Genomic DNA, 19182 nt, shown 5'->3' with positions numbered 1-19182 from the left:
CAGTGGTATTTCACTGATCATTTTTTTATTATTTAAAGTCTTTCCAAGTAAGGTTACTTTCACTTAGCAGTTCTTCAAATGATTTATTCTTTTCACGTTCTTTTTGTTCTTGGCGCTTTCTTTCCAGTTCAGCTGCCTCTTTTTCCTCTTCCCTCACTTGCAACTCTTTCTTCTTACTCTTTAATTGTTGCATGAGTGAATCATTTAATTGATCGCCTAATGTAAGTGTTTCTTTCTTTGGTTGATTCACTTGTGATTGTCTTTGCATTTGTCTTTGTTTCTTTTTCTTCATGCTACTCACCTTTTACTTTTTTCTCCATTATAGTAGATACACAATGAAATCGACAATAAAAAAGGGTCTTTACTCTATTATTCACTTTTTGTAAATATGTTAATTTTTCGAAAAGACTAAATTTTTATGTAGCTATAATCCTATGAATCTATTAAAATTATGTCGTATGATGTCAGATTATAAAAAAGGAGAATTATATTATGTGGAAAAAAATTATTCCTGCCGTTGCTGTTTTAAGCACCATTACTTTTTCAAGCGTATTTGCCGCTCCCCCATCTCAGAATCCAGCTGAACAAAACCGCTACATAGACGTACAAATGCTTGGTATTAATGATCTCCATGGACAACTAGATACTGTTAAAAAAATCAATAATAAAGAAGCTGGTGGCGCTGATTACTTAGCTACTTATTTAAAAGAACATAAAAAACAAAACCCTAATACACTTCTCTTACATGCTGGTGATATCGTCGGAGCTAGTCCACCAGTTTCAGCATTATTACAAGATGAACCGACGATTGAATTTTTAAATGACTTAAAATTTGATGTCGGTACAATCGGGAACCATGAATTTGATGAAGGCATTGATGAAATGAAACGCCTCATTTACGGTGGATATCATGAAAAAACAGGAAATTTCAAAGGGGCTAACTTCCCCTATGTAGCTGCTAATTTCTATAACAAATCAACTGGCCGCTTATTTTTACCACCATTTACTGTAAAAATGGTAGATGGTGTTCCTGTAGGATTCATTGGGGTTGTTACAACTGATACACCAAATGTTGTTATGCCTACGATGCTTAACAATGTACAAATTACTGATGAAGTAGAAGCAATTAATAAATCAACACAACAATTAAAACGCCTCGGCGTTAAATCTATCGTCGTTCTTGCTCATGTCGGTGGAACAACCGATGAGTCTGGGGTAACAAATGGCGACCTTACTCGAATTGCAAATGAAACAGACCCAGAAGTTGATGTTATCTTCGGTGGACATAGTCATACGTATGTAAATGGTACAGTAAATAATAAACTAATTGTCCAAGCAAATTCATACGGAATGGCTTTCTCAGACGTCGATGTAACAATTGATCGTAAAACAAAGGATATTGTAAAGAAAAAAGCTGAAGTTGTTACAACGTATCATGAAGGTGTAGAACCTGATAAACAAGTAAAGAAAAAACTAGATCAATATAAAGAAAAAATCGCACCACTTGTAAATGAAGTGGTCGGAAAATCTACAGCACCTATCGACCGTAAACAAAATGATGCTGGTGAGTCCACTCTTGGAAATTTAGTTGCCGATGCTCAGCGTCAAACGATGCAAACTCAAATCTCCCTCATGAATCCTGGTGGCATTCGTAATGACTTAGATGCTGGTGATATTACGTGGGGTGAGTTATACGGCATTCAACCTTTTGGAAATCAATTGATTAAAGTAAATTTAACAGGTCAAGACATTCGCGATATTTTAAATCAGCAATGGCAAAAGGGAACAACAAGAATGCTTCAAATTTCAGGTATTCAATATACGTGGGATGCAAATAAACCAAACGGTGAAAAAGTTACAAATATACGTTTAACAAACGGAGAAGAATTATCTCCATCTACAACGTATAGCGTAGTTGCAAATGCCTTCTTAGCTTCTGGCGGTGATGGATTCGTATCATTTAAAAATGGTAAAAATGCAGAAACTGGGCCAAACGACTTTGAAGCGTTAGTCAATTACGTAAAACAATTAAAAGAACCAATTCAGCCAGTTATTGATGGAAGAATTCAAAAAGTAAATTAAGTGTTTCTCTAATAATAAATTTCATTTTTCACGCATAAAGGATTTGTACTGATCCTCTATTTTATACGTAATATACATCATAAAAAGGATACTCGTTCTTCTAATGAACACAGTATCCTTTTCTTTAGTTATCAAAATGTGATGTTTTGTCAACTTCATATTGCTGTAAAAATTGTTGCAACGCCTCTTCTACAAGTTTAGATTTTTGAATTCCTTTCGATTCTGATATAAGGTCCAATCTTGCTAATATTTCTGTATTAATAGAAAAGGTCCGTCTCTTTTTCTCTGTACTTTTACTCACAATTGGTGCAATTACTTCTTCTCTTTTTCTTAATAACTCATAAATGCTTTGTAATTGCTCATAAATTAATAATTGATAATCTGTTTTCTCATATTGAAGGGCGGTCGCTTCTTGGAGTTGTAAGTGACGTGGTTCTTCTCCATCTCCTACAAAAATACGTTTCTTCTGCTCTCCATCATATTCGTATCCAATCAATCTTAATTTCTTCGATAATGTATACGGGCTTATTTCAAGACGTTTTGCTATAATAGCGATGGATTCACGTCTATTTAAACCATCTATAATTTCTCCAATCGTCACAATTTCCCTCCTCCCGTGTTGAAATGACACTAGTATGGTATGTTACAATGATTTTCTAACAGTATATGCAAAATGAATAGCCTGTGCGATTCATACGATTTCACAAAAGGAGGTTTTCAATATGCTTTTTCGTAGCTACACCCCTCAGTTCTATAACGAAAACAAACAACTCATTCCTAATAGTATCGCTACGATAGAAAGCGTTATGATTAATAATCGAAAACAAACTCTCCTTATGCGTGGACAAAACGTAGAGCAACCTATTTTATTATGCTGTCACGGCGGACCTGGGATGGCACAAATCGGATTTATTCGCCATTTTCAAAAAGAATTAGAGAAGCAATTTATTGTTATTAATTGGGATCAGCGCGGGGCTGGTAAATCCTTTTCAATGAAAGATTTCGGAGCAAATTTCACAATCGAACAATTCGTTTCCGATGCAAAAGAAGTGATTCAATATGTACTTAAAAAGTTCAACAAACAAAAACTATTTCTCGCTGGTCATTCTTGGGGAAGTATTATTGGGCTTAACATAGCACATCAATATCCAAAGTATATCGAGGCTTACATCGGTATTGGGCAAATTGTACATATGAAACAAAATGAAGAATTGCTATATCAACATTTAATTCATTCTGCAAAAAAACATGATCATAAAAAAGCATTAGCTTCCCTTTTAAAATTAGGCAAACCACCATTTTTAGATACGAGACGTCTCATTATTCAAAGAAAGTGGCTTGGCACATTTGGAGGCGCAATCCAAAACGGATCTTCCTTTTCTTTCATACGAAAAGGTTTCTTTTCTCCTGAATATACGCTATTAGATTGGTTCAAGTTTCTCGCAGGAAATTTAAAATCTGGTGTTTTATGGGAAGAAATGCTGACAATCGATTTCTTTTCTTCTATTTCAAGTTTATCTATTCCAGTTTATTTTTGTTCTGGTCGCTATGATTATCAAACTCCTTATGCACTCGTTCAGGAATATTGCGATATTATTGAAGCGCCTATAAAAAAGATGATTTGGTTCCCAAATTCAGCACATTCTCCTGATTTAGAAGAACCAGAATTATTCGCTAATTCTTTACAATCAATTAAACAAGAGCTAGCTTTTCAGCATTAGTAACAAAAGGCTCTTTTACATTTCATAGAAAACATTTTATAATAATATGTCGCAAGCATGTATAAACATAGCAAAATGTTTCATATTTACTTGTCTTAACAGAATAAAAATTTAGGGAGATTACATTTATTATGAACGCTGTACTCGTCGCAGTAGCAATTATGCTATTGCTTAGTTTGTTACGTGTCCAGGTCATTGTCGCCATCATTGTTGGAGCTTTAACAGGCGGACTTATCGGCGGACTCGGTATTTCAGAAACGATTAACACTTTTACAACTGGTCTTGGAAACAGTGCTCCAATCGCTTTAAGTTATGCAATGCTTGGTGGTTTCGCTATTTCCCTTTCCAAAACAGGACTTCCAGATGCTATGATTCAAACTGCATTAAAATGGATTGGCCATGAACAAGACACGAAAAAACAAGTTTATTCTAAAATACTTATTTTATTCATTATTTTAACGATGGCTTGTTTCTCACAAAATGTGATTCCTGTTCACATTGCTTTCATCCCCATCTTAATTCCAGCACTTTTAAAAGTATTAAATGAGCTGAAAGTGGATCGCAGACTTGTCACATGTATTATTACATTTGGATTGATTACTCCTTATATGTGGATCCCTGCAGGATTCGGAAAAATTTATCATGACGTATTACAAACCAACGCTGCGCAAAGCGGCCTTACATTTGATGTCACACTTATTCCAAAAGCAATGACTATTCCAGCAATTGGTATGATTATTGGATTATGTGTAGCGGTATTCATTACGTACCGAAAACCTCGTACGTATGAAACAGAACAAATTCATACTACCGAAAATGAAATCGTTCCCTATACAAAACGTAGCATTACTTTCGGGTTATTATCTATCATTGCTACATTAACTGTTCAATTAACAACAGAATCAATGATTTTCGGTGCTTTAGCAGGTATTATCGTCTTATCAGTTAGTGGCAGTCTACCACTTAAAGAAGCAGATGCGATATTAACAAGCGGAATGCGTATGATGTCCTTTATTGGCTTTGTTATGATTGCTGCCGCTGGATTCGGCGCTGTTCTTCGAAAAACAGGACATGTTGAATCTCTGGTGCAAACGAGTGCACATATAATTGGAAATAACAAACCACTCGCTGCATTTCTTATGCTCGTTATTGGACTTCTCGTTACGATGGGAATTGGTTCATCCTTTTCAACCATCCCTATCTTAACAACCATTTTTGTACCTCTTTGCATTCAGCTTGGATTTAGTCCAATGGCCACAATTGCAATTATCGGTACAGCCGGAGCACTAGGTGACGCAGGATCTCCAGCATCGGATAGTACCCTTGGACCAACATCCGGTTTAAATGCTGATGGTCAGCACCATCATATATGGGATACATGTGTACCCACTTTTCTACATTACAATATACCGTTACTTATATTTGGCTTTATTGCCGCAATTACATTATAAAAAGGTGCGTATAAAACGCACCTTTTACTTTTTTATTTTTCCTTTTAATTGTTGAAAAGCTACTTTTCCGTTATCTTTGACATAGCTTTCAATTGTCGGTAGTGATGAACCTATCCATTCACACTCTATACTCCCATTCGGTCCAACAATTTTTAATTTATCTGGTATATGTATATTTAGAAATCTCGCTGACCGAATTAACTCAATAGCAATCTGATCACTTGAGGCTACAATTCCATCTATATACGGATTGTTTTGCAATAATGTAATAAATTGTTTATTTGTATACCCTTGTACACATTCTTCTCGATAAGAGATTCCTTCATCCCAAACAGCGTCTAAAAACCCTGCTATATGATCTTCCATTTCTTCACTTTCTTCTCCCTCACCGAAATATGCAAGAAAATGACACCCTTTCTCTTTTAATAAAGAAACAGCTCTCTGTCCACTTTCATAATAATTTCCATGTGATTGTTGCTCATCGATCACAACAAACGGAAATGGAATTTCTCCTACACTTTTAAAAACTGCTCTCGTCAAAATAACACCTGCAATGTTATTTTGCTTCAGCATATGTATGTATCTATCTTTATTCTCTATATTACAAATAATGATTTGATAGCCTTCTTTATATGCTATTTCCTCAATACAATGTAGCAAAGTGATGTTTGATTGGTTACATAAATTATCTACAAGTAATGCAATTATCGTTGAATTCTCTTTAAATAGTGGCTTCGCTGCACTGTTTGGCCTATAACGTAATTCTTCAATTGCTTCCTTTACTTGTTTTACTGTGTCCTCATGAACGTATCCTTTTTCATTAATAACTCGTGAAACGGTTGCGACTGAAACACCTGCCAATTTTGCAACATCACGTATAGTTGCCACATCGTCACCCCTTAATATGGTAATAGATTACAATTTTACGGTAACCTAAATTACACTATCCGTCAAGATTAATAACTCACATTTCTGAAAATTGTTACATCATTTCACTAAACGATACTCCAACTGAATTTCATGTAAAATTGGGATATTATCATATCCCATACGTGGAATTTCTTTCTTTATTTTTCGTGCCTCCTCTACCGCATTCACATATAAATTAGTCATTACAAAATTGCGCTTTTGGTAAAATCGTAACGCATTCATATTATCATTTGTTGTAATAAGCCAAACCTGTCTGCACCGTTCTTCTTCTGCAACTTGTAATACACAATCCACAAGTTTCGTCCCTATTCCTTTTCTTTCTTCAAAGCTATCTAGCGATACAATTTCGCATATATTTCCGGTCACTTCATACGTTATAATTCCGATTATTCTGTCATCTGAGAGCGCAACAAATCCTGGCAACTCTTCTAACTGATGTCCCTTACCACGTGAAACCATCAATGAACTTCCCCAGTTCTCACACATGAACATTCGGATTGTTTCTTTCATCGCTGGCGTAATTTTTTGTATATGCAGCATTTCCTATTTCTCCCCTTTTATATCATTGTGATACAATATAAGTGTATCACATGTAACGGTATTTGGAGGATGAGGTAAAGTATGAAACGTTTTTTTGCAGCATTGTTTACTATACTAGGTGCAATAACTGCCCTTGGGATTTTCTTTACAAATAAAGTGATGTACTTAAAGAAAAAAACAGAGGAAGAAGTACTCGAAAGAGAAACGAAAAAACATTTTCGTATAGAGGATTTTGATGCTCTTCATAAAGAAGAAATTCATATCCCTTCACAATTCGGATACGACCTTCACGGATATTACATTCCTGCTGGCCATTCCACCAATAAGTTTATGGTTTTTTGCCACGGTGTAACTGTAAATAAAATAAACTCTGTAAAATATGCAAACTTATTCTTAAAAAGGGGATATAACGTCCTCATTTACGATCATCGTCGTCATGGTAAAACTGGCGGAAAAACAACAAGCTATGGATACTATGAAAAACATGATTTAAAATCCGTAGTTGACTGGCTAAAAAACCGTTTTGGCACCAATATTACACTTGGTATTCATGGTGAATCTATGGGAGCTGCAACACTTCTTCAATACGCAGGACTTGTAGAAGATGGTGCTGATTTCTATATTGCAGATTGTCCTTTCTCTGATTTTCACGGACAATTACAGCACCGTTTAAAGGTTGAATTCCATCTACCAAAATGGCCTTTATTACCTTTAGCAAACGCATTTTTAAAAGTTCGTGACGGTTATACAATTCGTGAAGTTTCACCAATCGACTGTATAAAAAACATTAACAATCCCGTTCTCTTTATTCATAGTAAAGATGACGACTATATTTTAGCTGATATGACAAAAGCGTTATATGAAGCGAAAGAAAATAATAAGCAGCTTTATATTGCAGAACACGGTGCACACGCTTGCTCTTATAACGAAAATAAAGAAGAGTACGAAGCAGCCGTCGATCAATTTTTAAACACATATGTGAAAGAAACAAAAAACAGGCTTGCATAAGCCTGTTTTTTATTGCGCTAAAACGTCTGTAACTTGTTCCATATTTTCAGAAATCCATTGCATTGCATCATCTAACGTTGGGAATTCTGTCGTTTGAAATGTTACTTCATCTTGAAGTAACCAAACATCCTTTGCCTCTTGCCCTACACCTGCAATGGACCAATGTAACAAACTATATGGATGATTATCATTCAAAAATGATGCCCACGTGCGCTCATTTGCAATGTTTCGTAATGTATGTAATTGTTTATCCATCTCTCGTCACCTTACTCTAGTCAGTTATGAAAACTATTATAACACTCTCTTCTTTCTCAAACAAAGTGCTCTTTTTATATTGTCAAGCACTTCCCTTGATTATATGATGAAATTAAGCGTTTGGGAAGGAGGGATAACGTTGGCAAAAGTACAAATTAAAGTAAATGATAATGGCTCTTTTCGCGTTACAGGGGACGTGGAATTAGTCGACTCACAAGGGAATGTATTCCCAGCAAAACCGGCATTTTCTTTATGCCGTTGTGGTTTATCAAAAAATATGCCTTATTGCGACGCTTCGCATAAAGGTAAATTCGAGTCTGTTGTTAGAGCACCAGAGGCAGAATAATTTTACATGTGACATGCACATTTTTTTGTGCATGTTTTTTCTTTTTAGCAACTCCGTTATATCCCTTCTCCTTACAACATTTCTAATACTTTTATTTCCATTCCAGCCTGCATATATTTTCACACAATTCTTCACATTCGAATATTTTTTACTAGCCTTTTATTTTTTTTGTGCTATAATTTGAGCAAACAGCATCCTTCGGGGTCGGGTGAAATTCCCAACCGGCGGTGATGAAGTGAAAACTTCTAAGTCCGTGACCCGTTTTCAACTCGAAAACGGTGGATCTAGTGAAACTCTAGGGCCGACAGTATAGTCTGGATGGGAGAAGGATATGTTTCTAGTTTTTTATATAGTGAATACACTTTTATTTCAGTATGCATATTTTTAAAGATTCATTTTGATTCTTTATATATGTTTAATTTTCTATACTTATTTTTTATACTGAAATAAAAAGAGACAACTAGCGTTTAAAAATTCGATATTTTGCTAGGTTTTTTCCTTATGCAGAAATATCAATTATCGTTAGGTTTCTTTCCTATGCTTTCGTATTCAAACTATATTTCTAGAAATCACGTCTCCCAAACCCCAAGGATATTAAATCCTTGGGGTTTTTTGATTTTTTTAGGAGAGGTGAAGAAAATGACAGATCAAGAATATATGAGGATTGCCCTGCAGTTAGCAGAAGGGACATCAGGACAAACAAGTCCAAATCCTATGGTTGGTGCTGTTGTTGTAAAAGATGGAAACATCGTTGGTATGGGGGCTCATTTACGAGCTGGTGAAGAACACGCAGAAGTTCATGCCCTTCAAATGGCTGGTCAGAACGCCAAAGACGCTACCGTTTATGTAACACTGGAACCGTGTAGCCACTTTGGAAAAACACCACCTTGTTGTGAATTGCTCATCGAAAAAGGAGTTAAGCGTGTTGTAATTGCTACTCTCGATTGTAATCCGCTCGTTTCTGGTAACGGAAAAAGAAGATTAGAGGAAGCTAGAATTGAAGTAACTACCGGTGTTCTTGAAGCAGAAGCAGTTTTATTAAATCGCTACTTTTTTCACTACATGAAAACGAAGCGCCCTTTTGTAACAATCAAAACAGCGATGAGCTTAGATGGAAAAACAGCAACTGTAACTGGTGAAAGTAAGTGGATTACAGGTGAAGAAGCACGTGCTGATGTTCACCAATATCGCCATACACATGATGCAATTCTTGTTGGAGTGAATACAGTTATAGCTGATAATCCTCATTTAACAACAAGAATTCCAAATGGTGGGAAACATCCTATTCGCGTTGTTTTAGATACCCATTTACGAACGCCACCATCTTCTCATGTTATAACAGATGGTTTAGCACCGACATGGATTATTGTCGGTAAGGATGTAAAGAAAGAGAAGATATCTTCTTATGAATCTAAAAATATAGCTATATTCCAAATGGAAACGAAGCATATAGAAATCGAGGACCTTCTTTCCTTTCTTGGAGAGAAACAAATTCTTTCTCTATTCGTTGAAGGTGGCCAATCGATTCATGCAAGTTTCTTAAAAACAAACAATTTTAATGAAATTGTAACCTATATAAGCCCGAAATTAATTGGTGGGAAAGATGCTCCTACTTTATTTGGAGGAAATGGTTTTTCAAAATTACAAGATGCGCTTTCCTTGAAAATTCAAGAGATGAAACAAATTGGTGATGATATAAAAATCGTTGCGAATGCCCGAAACGAGGTGACGAAATGTTTACAGGAATTGTAGAAGAATTAGGAACGATAGCAAACATGCAACAAAGCGGAGAAGCGATGAAATTAACGATTCATGCAAAGAAAATTTTATCAGATGTTCACTTAGGTGATAGTATCGCGGTTAACGGTATTTGCTTAACTGTAACAAACTTTACAACTACTTCATTTACAGTTGATGCAATGCCTGAAACGATGCAGTCGACATCACTTCGCATGCTTAAACCGCACTCTAAAGTAAATTTAGAGCGAGCAATGGCTGCAAACGGACGATTCGGTGGACATTTCGTTTCAGGACATATTGATGGAATCGGAACGATTTTAAATAAAAAACAACATTACAATGCCGTCTATTACAAAATAGCAATTTCTGATGACCTGCTGCGCTATTGTTTGCAGAAAGGGTCCATTGCTGTTGATGGAACGAGTTTAACGATATTTGATATAGACGAATCTTCCATAACGATTTCACTCATCCCGCACACAGTAAGCGAATCTGTCATTGGAGAAAAAAATGCCGGAGATATCGTAAACATTGAGTGTGACATGATTGGTAAATATATCGAACGCTTTATTACTAAACCTACAAAACGAGTAGGTTCAATGACCGAAAGCTTTTTACAAGAAAACGGATTTCTATAAGGGGGAAGCACAATGTTTCATCGTATTGAAGAAGCTCTAGAAGATTTAAAAAAAGGTAAAGTCGTTATCGTATGTGATGATGAAAACCGAGAAAATGAAGGCGATTTTATTGCTTTAGCAGAGTACATTACACCAGAAACAATTAATTTTATGATTACACATGGCCGTGGTCTCGTTTGTGTACCGATTACGGAAGGGTACGCAGAACGTCTACAATTAGAACCAATGGTATCTCATAATACAGATTCACATCATACTGCGTTTACAGTGAGCATTGACCATGTCTCTACAACAACAGGGATTAGCGCTCACGAACGTGCAACTACGATACAAGAATTGTTAAACCCCGCATCAAAAGGCGCTGATTTCAATCGACCTGGACATATCTTTCCATTAATTGCGAAAGAAGGCGGTGTCCTGCGTCGTGCAGGTCATACAGAAGCTGCTGTTGATTTAGCAAAGCTATGCGGTGCCGAACCAGCTGGAGTTATTTGCGAGATTATAAATGAGGACGGCACGATGGCACGTGTACCTGATTTAATAGAATGCGCAAAACAATTTGATATAAAAATGATTACAATAGAAGATTTAATTGCTTACCGCCGCCATCATGAAACACTTGTGACGAGAGAAGTGGAAATTACATTACCTACAGATTTCGGTACTTTCCACGCAATTGGCTATTCTAACTCATTAGATACGAAAGAACATATCGCACTTGTAAAAGGTGATATTTCAACAGGTGAACCGGTACTTGTGCGTGTTCATTCTGAATGCTTAACAGGAGATGTATTCGGTTCACATCGCTGCGATTGCGGACCACAACTCCATGCAGCACTTGCTCAAATTGAGCGTGAAGGAAAAGGTGTTCTTCTTTATATGAGGCAAGAAGGAAGAGGCATTGGGCTTCTTAATAAGCTTCGTGCTTATAAATTACAAGAAGAAGGATTCGATACTGTAGAAGCAAATGAAAAACTCGGCTTCCCTGCTGATCTTCGTGATTACGGTATCGGTGCTCAAATATTAAAAGATTTAGGTTTACAGAGTTTACGATTATTAACGAATAACCCAAGAAAAATTGCTGGCTTACAAGGTTACGATTTAGAAGTAATCGAGCGTGTACCGTTGCAAATGCCAGCAAAAGAAGAGAATAAATCGTATTTACAAACGAAAGTAAACAAATTAGGACACTTACTAAACTTATAATTAAAGGAGAGATTTATTATGGTATTCGAAGGTCATTTAGTTGGTACAGGATTAAAAGTTGGAGTTGTTGTTGGACGTTTTAACGAATTTATTACAAGTAAGTTACTTGGCGGCGCTTTAGACGGATTAAAGCGTCACGGTGTAGAAGAAAGTGATATTGATGTTGCTTGGGTTCCTGGTGCATTTGAAATTCCTTTAATCGCTAAAAAGATGGCTAGTAGCGGAAAGTATGATGCTGTTATTACATTAGGTACTGTAATCCGAGGTGCTACAACTCACTACGATTACGTTTGTAATGAAGTAGCAAAAGGTGTTGCGTCTTTATCACTACAAATGGACATCCCAGTTATTTTCGGCGTATTAACGACAGAAACAATTGAACAAGCGATTGAACGCGCAGGTACGAAAGCTGGTAATAAAGGATATGAATCAGCTGTTGCTGCAATTGAAATGGCTCACTTATCAAAACAATGGGCATAAAAAAAGAGGCTACGGCCTCTTTTTATTTTTTCACCTTTTTTTGTACATCTTTTATTAATTCATTCATCGTTTTTCCTTCTGTTTTTATATGAAGAGCTTGTGCTGTTCTCCATACATTCTCTCTTTTTTTCGCTTCTTCTATAATAGTAATTTCTTTTCTAACTTCCTTTAAATCTTTTCCTTCCGTTTTCAATCCAAAATGTTCAGCTTTCGTTCGAAAGTGTTGTTCGATTCTTTGTTGCATCTCTTTTTGTTCAGGATTTTCAGCAGCCTTAACTGGATCAGAACTTATTGCTTTTATTAAAATTAAACAAGTCATAATCGCTAATATGTATTTGTACATGTAAAATCCTCCAACCCAATATAAATTACATATTTACTATGTACAACTAGGGCTTGGAAAATTCGTCCACAAAAATTCTTTTTTTCGTTCAAAAACCAATAGTAACAGGCGTTCACAACTATTTATTACATTTTATTTACAAAAAAAGCAAACCCTTTTACAAGTTTGCTTTTTCATCTATCTTATAATGCACACTCTTCAATCTCAAATCCTAAATCTGCAATCATACCCCAGTCTGCAGTCGGCTCTTGTCCAGCTGTCGTTAAGTAGTCCCCGACAAAAATAGAATTCGCTGCAAATAAACCGATTGGCTGTACAGAACGTAAATTGATTTCACGTCCTCCTGAAATACGAATTTCTTTTGTCGGGTTTACAAAACGCATCATTGCCAGTACTTTTAAACATTCTACTGGCGTTAACTCTTTTTGCCCTTCAAGAGGTGTCCCCTTTACAGCAACAAGGAAATTACAAGGGATAGAATCTGCATCTATACGTTGTAATTCAAATGCAATTTCAGCACGCTCTTCAATTGTTTCTCCCATGCCAAAAATCGCTCCAGAGCATGGGGAAATGCCCGCTTGTTTTGCTTTTTGAACTGTATCAACACGATCATCATACGTATGAGTTGAACAAATACTATCGTAATTATTTGCATGTGTATTTAAGTTGTGGTTATAACGGTGCACGCCTGCTTCCGCTAAACGTCCTGCTTGATCTTCATTTAAGAAACCTAAACAACAACAAATCTTCAAGTCTGTCGTTTCACGAATTTCCTTAACTGCTCCAATTACGTGATTTACCTCTTTATCCGTCGGACGACGACCAGACGCTACAATACAATATGTACCTGCTTTACGGCGTATTGCTTCATGTGCCCCTTCTACAATCTTCTCCTGCGTTAACCATGCATATTTATCAATCGGTGCTTCTGAAATAATAGACTGTGAGCAATATCCACAATCTTCAGGACATAATCCAGATTTCGTATTAATAATCATATTCAATTTTACTTTCTTACCAAAGTGATGATGGCGAATAATGTAAGCTGCATTCATAATTTCTAAAACTTCTGTATCATCAGCTTCTAATATCGCTATTGCATCTTCTTTCGTAATCATTTTCTCTTCCACTACGTCGTATGCAAGTTTTTTCCAATCCCTTTTTGTTTGTACTTGTTTCATTTCATCTCTTCCCCTCTTTTGTTATATGTATAAATAAAGCATGATACGTTGCCATTATCCCTTCATTTCCCGTGAAGTCTCTTTCGTATATGCGTAGCATCGCACGAAAGAGTGAGGGACTTTGACAATATGATCCTTCATTGCTATTAGTTGCTCCTACTTTTCGAATAGAATGCAGAAACTCCTTAACTTCTGTAAAACTCTCTATGTAACATGTTTCAGAAACATGCACATCTCCTGTTTCTATCTTACATATATGAAGCAACTGATCTTTTGAATAAAAACGTTGACCAATCGATGTTTCATTTTTTATATTTCTTTCTTCTTTCGCACGTTGGAACGAAGCATGCAATTCTTGAAATGTTTCATGTCCAAACGTTGAAAAGAGTAATATCCCATCTATAGACAAATGTTGAAATAAATTTCTTAACACTTGTTGTAAATTATTTAACCATTGAAATGTAGCATTTGAAATAATGACATCATATGATTCTTCTAATCGTAATCGCTCAATATCTTCACAGTGAAACGTTACATTTTTTACATTTTGTCTAGTTTGCGCAATCGCAATCATACTTTCAGCAAAATCAACTGCTGTAATATGTGATTTCGGAAATAACTTTGATAATTGCTCTGTTACATACCCCGTCCCGCATCCTAGTTCTAAAATACGTATTGATGCCGTTTCACTATATCGTTCCTTTAAGATTGAAAGTAATGAATGTGCCATCTTTTTTTGTACATTTGCATATCGATCGTAAGATACGGCTGCCCCATTAAACCGTTTTTGTAGTAACGTTTTGTTGATCATGTCGTATCCCCTCTACAAATTGAATTATTTCATTTGCGCAATATTCAAAATTCGTCACACATAATGCATGCCCTGCTTCACTTACTACTTTCAGCTCGCTGCTGCTATTTTCCGTCATACTACGTGCCGCAGACAATGGGCATATTACATCCTGTTCTCCGTGAATAAGTAGTATAGGTACTTTAATTTCTTTTAGTTCTTCTCTCATATCTGTTTCTATTAAATAATCTAAACCTAGTTGTAAAGACTGAATAGAATCACCTTTAAAACGGTCTACAATGTCTTCAAAGTTTTTATTCTCTTTTAGCTCATCTTTCGTAAACATATTTTCATAAAACCGCTTGAGCGTATCTTCTTTCCTTCTCGCCAAATTCCTTTTCAGCCGTTCTACATGCAAAGCATTCCATCCGTTACTGTAATCGCTCGTATTTGTAAATTTAGCAGTACCACCAATTAATACGATGCCTTTTGCCTGAATCTTTTTATAAGCTTCAACTGCTGCTAACGCTCCTAGTGACCATCCAACCAATATTACGTTGTCATTATGCGCTACATCTATAATTCGGTCCGCAAATTCACTTCGTTCTTTCACATTACGCCAATCTATGCATTGAACAGAATATCCTTTAAAATACGGAAGTACTAAATCCCAAATATTCTCTTCCATTCCCCATCCGGGGATAAAAATAATCTTTAGCTCATTCATACGAAAAGCTCCTCTTCTTTCGCAATGTGGATAATTCGGTCAATAGCCCATTTTAAATCAGCTATTGTATGTTGCGATGTAACTGCAAAGCGAATTCGAGAACTATGAACCGGCACAGTTGGCGGACGAATTGCAATAGCCGCAATCCCTGCCCCTTGCAACCTTTTACTAAACCGTAAAGCATGTTCATTTGAACCGACTACAATCGGTACAATATGAGTTGAACTATTTCCAATATCAAAACCAGCATCCCTTAATTTAGTTCTGAAGTATTCTCCGTTTGCTATAAGGTTCTCTCTTCTTTCGTTATCTTCTTTTACAATTTCAATTGCTTTTTGCACTGCTCCTAACGTACTTGGTGGTAAGGCTGTAGTAAAAATAAAGCTTCTCATCATATTTTGTAAATACTCTATATAAATTTCATCACCTGTCAAATACGCACCATAACACCCTAAAGCCTTGCTAAACGTCCCCATATGTATATCAATTTTTTGAGAAAGATTTTTTTCTATATGAGATAACCCAGCTCCGCCGATTCCATATATTCCACTCGCATGTGCTTCATCGACTATAATGATTGCCCCGTATTTCTCTTTCAGCTGTACTAAATCTCTCAAATACGCAGTATCACCGTCCATACTAAAAACGGTATCTGTTACGATTAATTTCCTTTTTTCAGGCGAAGCCATTTTCAACAACTTCTCTAAATGATCCAAATCATTATGACGATACCTTTTATGCTCTGCCCCGCTTAATATGATTCCATCAACAATACTTGCGTGATTTAACTTATCACTAAAAACAATATCGTGCCGAGAGGCTAAAGAAGATATGGCACCTATATTTGCCGTATACCCACTATTTACAATTAAAGCTCTTTCAGTACCTTTCCAGTCACATATGCTTCTCTCAACCTCTTCATATAATAGATGATTTCCTACAACGAGACGAGAGGCAGTCGCTCCAGTTCCATATCTTTTTGTACAGGCAATAGCAGCTTCTTTTAACCTTTCATCTCCAGCTAACCCTAAATAATTATTTGACGCTAAATTTAACATCCTTTTTTTATCTCGAATAAGCCAAGTCTCTTCTGCCTTCTCTGTTACATGCAAATCACGATACTGCCCTTGCTCATGTAATTGTTGTAATTTACATTGAAGGTGCGCCCGCCACCTTTGATTCATTTTGGATAAACTCCTCTAATTTTGAAATCATAATATGTTCTTTTGCAGATTCTAATACTTCTTCTTTCGTAAACTCACCTGCAAAGAATGGTAATAATCCTAAAACTGGTACCCCGCTCAGCTCTTCAATCATCTCTTTATTTTCTTGCACTCTTTCCATTTCACATTCTTTGCAACCTGATAAAATGACACCCGCTACGGTTAAGCCATGCGCCTTTGCGTAAGCAATCGTTAACACTGTATGATTTACTGTTCCTAATGTAGGACGAGCTACTACAATAAGAGGCAACTGTAATTCTTTTGCAAAATCAATTACTAAAGCATCTTCTGTATATGGGACAGCAAGCCCACCTGCTCCTTCTACAAATAAGCTATTAAACTCTTTTAATAGTCCATTATAGTAATCAGTAATTTCTTTTAACTTTACTACTCTTCCAGCTCTTTTCATGGCAAGTCTCGGAGCAAGTGGTTCTTCAATAGAATAAGGGCAAATTTCATTTTCTTGTGTCGGTACACCTGATAATGATTTTAACCTTGCCGCATCTCCCTCAGGGTTTGATGCAACATGCCCACTTTGCAACGGTTTATATACCCCTACGTTATATCCTAATTCTCTAAATACACCTGCTATAGCACCTGCAACTACTGTTTTTCCAACTTCAGTATCAGTTGCTGTTATGAAAAAACCACTCATTATTCTCCCTCCGTAACATCCGAGATTGCCTTATATAAAATGCGTAACATATCATCAATCTCTTCAAAAGTAGAAGCAAGTGGCGGCATAAATACAATCGTGTTACCTAGCGGTCGTAAAATCATACCCAGCTCTCTTGAGCGTTTACATACTTGAACACCGACTCTCTCTGTCCAGTCAAACGCTTCTTTCGTTTCCTTATTCTTCACAAGCTCAATACCAACCATTAATCCGCACTGACGAATATCACCTACATGTTTATAAGCAAAGAGCTTTTCTAATTGCGCTGCCACATAATCCGTTTTACGTGCCACTTCTTCTATTAAATTTGTTTTTTCATATAGTTCTAGATTCGCGATTGCTACGGCACACCCTAACGGATTGCCTGTGTAGCTATGTCCATGGAAAAATGTTTTTTGTTCTTCATATTCTCCTAAGAAGGCATTATATATTTCATCTGTCGTTACCGTAACTGCAATTGGTAAATATCCACCTGTTAAACCTTTCCCAGCAGTTAAAATGTCTGGCGTCACATTTTCATGTTCACAAGCAAACATTTTCCCTGTACGCCCAAATCCAGTTGCTACCTCATCTGTAATAAATAATACATTGTACTTAGTACATAAATCGCGCAGTCCTTTTAAATATCCTTTTGGCATTGTAATCATCCCGCCAGCACCTTGCATTAATGGCTCTACAATGATGGCAGCTACTTCTTCATGCTTTTCTTTCAACAATTCTTCCATTTCTTCTAAATGGCTTTTTACAATTTCCTCCTTATTATTTCCGTAAGGAGAACGATATGTATATGGATACGGCATTTTAATCGCATCAAATAAGAGCGAACTATACACTTGGTGAAACAAGTCTATTGCTCCTACTGAAACAGCTCCAATTGTATCACCGTGATATGCTTCTTTTAATGTAACGAATCTTTGTTTCTTTGGTTTCCCTTTATGCTGCCAATATTGGAAAGCCATCTTAATTGCAATTTCAACAGCGGTAGAACCTGAATCAGAATAGAATACCTTCTTCAATCCATCTGGTACAACCTCAATAATTTTTTCTGCTAATAAAATAGATGGAACGTTAGCAAGTCCTAGCATAGTAGAATGAGCAATTTTATTTAATTGCTCACGAATTGCTTCATCTAATTCCGGTACTTGATGTCCGTGAACATTTAACCATATAGATGAAACACCATCCCAATATTCATTACCATTTACATCGTATAGCTTTCTTCCCTCTCCACGTTCAATAATGACAGGATCTTCTTCTAAATAATCTTTCATTTGTGTAAATGGGTGCCATACGTAAGCTTTATTTTTCTCTGCTAATTCTTCATATGTATAAGATGATTTTTCAATCGTTTTACTATTTATTGTCACAATTGTCACCCCTAATGTTAACTTGTTTACAAATAAAGTTAACATTAAATCTGAATGACTGTCAATTATTTTAAAATCAAATAGTTCTTAAAAAAGAACAACTTATCATACGATAAGTTGTTCTACTTTCCATGCTGTATCTTTCCAATTTCTAAAATAATTTCTTCATCTTTTTTCCCTCTGTATTAATTCCAAGCTGCTTCGCATGCTCAATTAATAAATCATGACGCTGCTCAAATCTAGCCTTATTTACTTCTTTCGTAATTTCTTCTTTTGTTTTTCCATCACTAGAAACCCCTAGTTTCGTAGCTGCTTTCTCCATCGACTTCTTCTCTTCCGCTTCTTTCGCTTTCTTCACTTCTGACTGCTGTACTTGCTTTTGCTTCGCTTGCTCTGATTCAGCTGCAAAAGCTGTGTAAATGCCAGCACTTCCGCCAATGACTAGTAAGGTGGTAAAAAGAATTATTTTTTTCTTCAC

Annotated in this window: 21 protein-coding genes, 1 pseudogene and 1 riboswitch; of the genes and pseudogenes, 9 read left to right on the top strand and 13 right to left on the bottom strand. The window is 36.2% G+C overall.

The window, feature by feature from the left end:
* Positions 1 to 28 precede the first annotated feature (28 nt).
* Positions 29 to 292 (bottom strand): YqkE family protein, encoded by a 264-nt coding sequence (locus ACTFRU_RS15720; RefSeq protein WP_000727561.1) that lies wholly within the window; start codon positions 290 to 292, stop codon positions 29 to 31.
* Between the two features lie 200 nt (positions 293 to 492).
* Here ACTFRU_RS15720 and ACTFRU_RS15715 point away from each other — a divergent pair, with 200 nt between their 5' ends.
* Positions 493 to 2082, top strand: coding sequence for a bifunctional metallophosphatase/5'-nucleotidase (locus ACTFRU_RS15715; RefSeq protein WP_025709121.1), 1590 nt, complete (start codon positions 493 to 495; stop codon positions 2080 to 2082).
* Positions 2083 to 2206: 124 nt separating this feature from the next.
* Here the strand turns inward: ACTFRU_RS15715 and ACTFRU_RS15710 are convergent, their stop codons facing one another.
* A complete protein-coding gene (locus ACTFRU_RS15710; protein WP_000151931.1) occupies positions 2207 to 2683 on the bottom strand; it encodes a ribbon-helix-helix domain-containing protein in 477 nt (158 codons plus the stop codon).
* Between the two features lie 121 nt (positions 2684 to 2804).
* On the opposite strand from ACTFRU_RS15710, the gene ACTFRU_RS15705 reads away from it, so the two are divergent.
* Both ACTFRU_RS15705 and ACTFRU_RS15700 read left to right on the top strand, forming a co-directional pair.
* A complete protein-coding gene (locus tag ACTFRU_RS15705) occupies positions 2805 to 3803 on the top strand; it encodes an alpha/beta fold hydrolase (protein ID WP_000898970.1) in 999 nt (332 codons plus the stop codon).
* Positions 3804 to 3934: 131 nt separating this feature from the next.
* Entirely contained in the window at positions 3935 to 5254 is a 1320-nt protein-coding gene (locus ACTFRU_RS15700; protein ID WP_025709122.1) for a Na+/H+ antiporter family protein, read from the top strand.
* A 24-nt stretch (positions 5255 to 5278) separates the two neighbouring features.
* On the opposite strand, the gene ACTFRU_RS15695 is transcribed toward ACTFRU_RS15700, so the two are convergent.
* Positions 5279 to 6142 carry a LacI family DNA-binding transcriptional regulator gene (locus ACTFRU_RS15695; RefSeq protein WP_000201346.1) on the bottom strand — a complete coding sequence of 288 codons (864 nt, stop codon included), beginning with the start codon at positions 6140 to 6142 and terminating at the stop codon, positions 5279 to 5281.
* Positions 6143 to 6241: 99 nt separating this feature from the next.
* Positions 6242 to 6724 (bottom strand): GNAT family N-acetyltransferase, encoded by a 483-nt coding sequence (locus tag ACTFRU_RS15690; RefSeq protein ID WP_000902435.1) that lies wholly within the window; start codon positions 6722 to 6724, stop codon positions 6242 to 6244.
* Positions 6725 to 6805: 81 nt separating this feature from the next.
* Here ACTFRU_RS15690 and ACTFRU_RS15685 point away from each other — a divergent pair, with 81 nt between their 5' ends.
* Positions 6806 to 7732, top strand: coding sequence for an alpha/beta hydrolase (locus tag ACTFRU_RS15685; RefSeq protein WP_000819234.1), 927 nt, complete (start codon positions 6806 to 6808; stop codon positions 7730 to 7732).
* 9 nt (positions 7733 to 7741) lie between these two features.
* Here the strand turns inward: ACTFRU_RS15685 and ACTFRU_RS15680 are convergent, their stop codons facing one another.
* Entirely contained in the window at positions 7742 to 7987 is a 246-nt protein-coding gene (locus ACTFRU_RS15680) for a DUF2552 family protein (RefSeq protein ID WP_000360793.1), read from the bottom strand.
* Positions 7988 to 8126: 139 nt separating this feature from the next.
* Between ACTFRU_RS15680 and ACTFRU_RS15675 the strand changes: the two genes are divergently transcribed.
* From ACTFRU_RS15675 to ribH, 5 genes are all read left to right on the top strand, one after another.
* Complete coding sequence (locus ACTFRU_RS15675) at positions 8127 to 8333, top strand: CDGSH iron-sulfur domain-containing protein (protein ID WP_001151582.1); 207 nt, start codon at positions 8127 to 8129, stop codon at positions 8331 to 8333.
* Positions 8334 to 8523: 190 nt separating this feature from the next.
* Positions 8524 to 8667: riboswitch (FMN riboswitch) on the top strand.
* A gap of 305 nt (positions 8668 to 8972) precedes the next feature.
* A complete protein-coding gene (gene ribD, locus ACTFRU_RS15670) occupies positions 8973 to 10085 on the top strand; it encodes a bifunctional diaminohydroxyphosphoribosylaminopyrimidine deaminase/5-amino-6-(5-phosphoribosylamino)uracil reductase RibD (RefSeq protein WP_000131988.1) in 1113 nt (370 codons plus the stop codon).
* Positions 10067 to 10711 (top strand): riboflavin synthase subunit alpha, encoded by a 645-nt coding sequence (gene ribE, locus ACTFRU_RS15665; RefSeq protein ID WP_000493900.1) that lies wholly within the window; start codon positions 10067 to 10069, stop codon positions 10709 to 10711. The genes ribD and ribE overlap by 19 nt, the downstream gene beginning before the upstream one ends.
* A 12-nt stretch (positions 10712 to 10723) precedes the next feature.
* Complete coding sequence (ribBA, locus tag ACTFRU_RS15660; RefSeq protein ID WP_000468975.1) at positions 10724 to 11917, top strand: bifunctional 3,4-dihydroxy-2-butanone 4-phosphate synthase/GTP cyclohydrolase II; 1194 nt, start codon at positions 10724 to 10726, stop codon at positions 11915 to 11917.
* A gap of 18 nt (positions 11918 to 11935) precedes the next feature.
* Positions 11936 to 12397, top strand: a complete 462-nt coding sequence (gene ribH / locus ACTFRU_RS15655) for a 6,7-dimethyl-8-ribityllumazine synthase (RefSeq protein ID WP_000230899.1) — start codon at positions 11936 to 11938, stop codon at positions 12395 to 12397.
* Positions 12398 to 12419: 22 nt separating this feature from the next.
* On the opposite strand, the gene ACTFRU_RS15650 is transcribed toward ribH, so the two are convergent.
* The 8 genes and pseudogenes from ACTFRU_RS15650 to ACTFRU_RS15615 all read right to left on the bottom strand — a co-directional run bounded on the left by ACTFRU_RS15650 (position 12420) and on the right by ACTFRU_RS15615 (position 19182).
* Complete coding sequence (locus tag ACTFRU_RS15650) at positions 12420 to 12740, bottom strand: hypothetical protein (RefSeq protein ID WP_000280032.1); 321 nt, start codon at positions 12738 to 12740, stop codon at positions 12420 to 12422.
* A 182-nt stretch (positions 12741 to 12922) separates the two neighbouring features.
* Positions 12923 to 13921: a biotin synthase gene (gene bioB, locus ACTFRU_RS15645; RefSeq protein ID WP_000815856.1), complete on the bottom strand. Its 999-nt coding sequence runs from the start codon at positions 13919 to 13921 to the stop codon at positions 12923 to 12925.
* Between the two features lies 1 nt (position 13922).
* The gene (gene bioC, locus ACTFRU_RS15640) at positions 13923 to 14732 is read right to left on the bottom strand and encodes a malonyl-ACP O-methyltransferase BioC (RefSeq protein WP_000608914.1); all 810 of its coding nucleotides are present in this window, start codon (positions 14730 to 14732) and stop codon (positions 13923 to 13925) included.
* Positions 14698 to 15438 (bottom strand): alpha/beta fold hydrolase, encoded by a 741-nt coding sequence (locus ACTFRU_RS15635; protein ID WP_136363627.1) that lies wholly within the window; start codon positions 15436 to 15438, stop codon positions 14698 to 14700. The genes bioC and ACTFRU_RS15635 overlap by 35 nt, the downstream gene beginning before the upstream one ends.
* A complete protein-coding gene (gene bioF, locus ACTFRU_RS15630; RefSeq protein ID WP_440037710.1) occupies positions 15435 to 16622 on the bottom strand; it encodes an 8-amino-7-oxononanoate synthase in 1188 nt (395 codons plus the stop codon). The genes ACTFRU_RS15635 and bioF overlap by 4 nt, the downstream gene beginning before the upstream one ends.
* The gene (gene bioD, locus ACTFRU_RS15625) at positions 16588 to 17316 is read right to left on the bottom strand and encodes a dethiobiotin synthase (protein ID WP_440037709.1); all 729 of its coding nucleotides are present in this window, start codon (positions 17314 to 17316) and stop codon (positions 16588 to 16590) included. The genes bioF and bioD overlap by 35 nt, the downstream gene beginning before the upstream one ends.
* Positions 17316 to 18749, bottom strand: coding sequence for an adenosylmethionine--8-amino-7-oxononanoate transaminase (gene bioA / locus ACTFRU_RS15620; protein WP_044307303.1), 1434 nt, complete (start codon positions 18747 to 18749; stop codon positions 17316 to 17318). The genes bioD and bioA overlap by 1 nt, the downstream gene beginning before the upstream one ends.
* Positions 18750 to 18826: 77 nt before the next feature.
* A pseudogene (locus ACTFRU_RS15615) lies at positions 18827 to 19182 on the bottom strand (hypothetical protein).

It is taken from the genome of Bacillus cereus group sp. MYBK220-1, from assembly GCF_051916445.1.
GTDB classification, from domain to species: Bacteria; Bacillota; Bacilli; order Bacillales; family Bacillaceae_G; genus Bacillus_A; species Bacillus_A cereus.
Note: the sequence above shows the minus strand (reverse complement) of the source record. Positions and strands in the feature narration are given on the sequence as shown.

Coding starts and splice junctions, on each gene's coding strand:
- bioA (WP_044307303.1), bottom strand. CDS start 18,749: ATGTTAACTTTATTTGTAAACAAGTTAACATTAGGGGTGACAATTGTG.
- ACTFRU_RS15690 (WP_000902435.1), bottom strand. CDS start 6,724: ATGCTGCATATACAAAAAATTACGCCAGCGATGAAAGAAACAATCCGA.
- bioC (WP_000608914.1), bottom strand. CDS start 14,732: ATGATCAACAAAACGTTACTACAAAAACGGTTTAATGGGGCAGCCGTA.
- ribE (WP_000493900.1), top strand. CDS start 10,067: ATGTTTACAGGAATTGTAGAAGAATTAGGAACGATAGCAAACATGCAA.
- ACTFRU_RS15720 (WP_000727561.1), bottom strand. CDS start 292: ATGAAGAAAAAGAAACAAAGACAAATGCAAAGACAATCACAAGTGAAT.
- ACTFRU_RS15680 (WP_000360793.1), bottom strand. CDS start 7,987: ATGGATAAACAATTACATACATTACGAAACATTGCAAATGAGCGCACG.
- ACTFRU_RS15715 (WP_025709121.1), top strand. CDS start 493: ATGTGGAAAAAAATTATTCCTGCCGTTGCTGTTTTAAGCACCATTACT.
- ACTFRU_RS15700 (WP_025709122.1), top strand. CDS start 3,935: ATGAACGCTGTACTCGTCGCAGTAGCAATTATGCTATTGCTTAGTTTG.
- ACTFRU_RS15650 (WP_000280032.1), bottom strand. CDS start 12,740: ATGTACAAATACATATTAGCGATTATGACTTGTTTAATTTTAATAAAA.
- ribBA (WP_000468975.1), top strand. CDS start 10,724: ATGTTTCATCGTATTGAAGAAGCTCTAGAAGATTTAAAAAAAGGTAAA.
- ACTFRU_RS15635 (WP_136363627.1), bottom strand. CDS start 15,438: ATGAATGAGCTAAAGATTATTTTTATCCCCGGATGGGGAATGGAAGAG.
- ACTFRU_RS15685 (WP_000819234.1), top strand. CDS start 6,806: ATGAAACGTTTTTTTGCAGCATTGTTTACTATACTAGGTGCAATAACT.
- ribD (WP_000131988.1), top strand. CDS start 8,973: ATGACAGATCAAGAATATATGAGGATTGCCCTGCAGTTAGCAGAAGGG.
- ACTFRU_RS15705 (WP_000898970.1), top strand. CDS start 2,805: ATGCTTTTTCGTAGCTACACCCCTCAGTTCTATAACGAAAACAAACAA.
- bioB (WP_000815856.1), bottom strand. CDS start 13,921: ATGAAACAAGTACAAACAAAAAGGGATTGGAAAAAACTTGCATACGAC.
- bioF (WP_440037710.1), bottom strand. CDS start 16,622: ATGAATCAAAGGTGGCGGGCGCACCTTCAATGTAAATTACAACAATTA.
- ribH (WP_000230899.1), top strand. CDS start 11,936: ATGGTATTCGAAGGTCATTTAGTTGGTACAGGATTAAAAGTTGGAGTT.
- bioD (WP_440037709.1), bottom strand. CDS start 17,316: ATGAGTGGTTTTTTCATAACAGCAACTGATACTGAAGTTGGAAAAACA.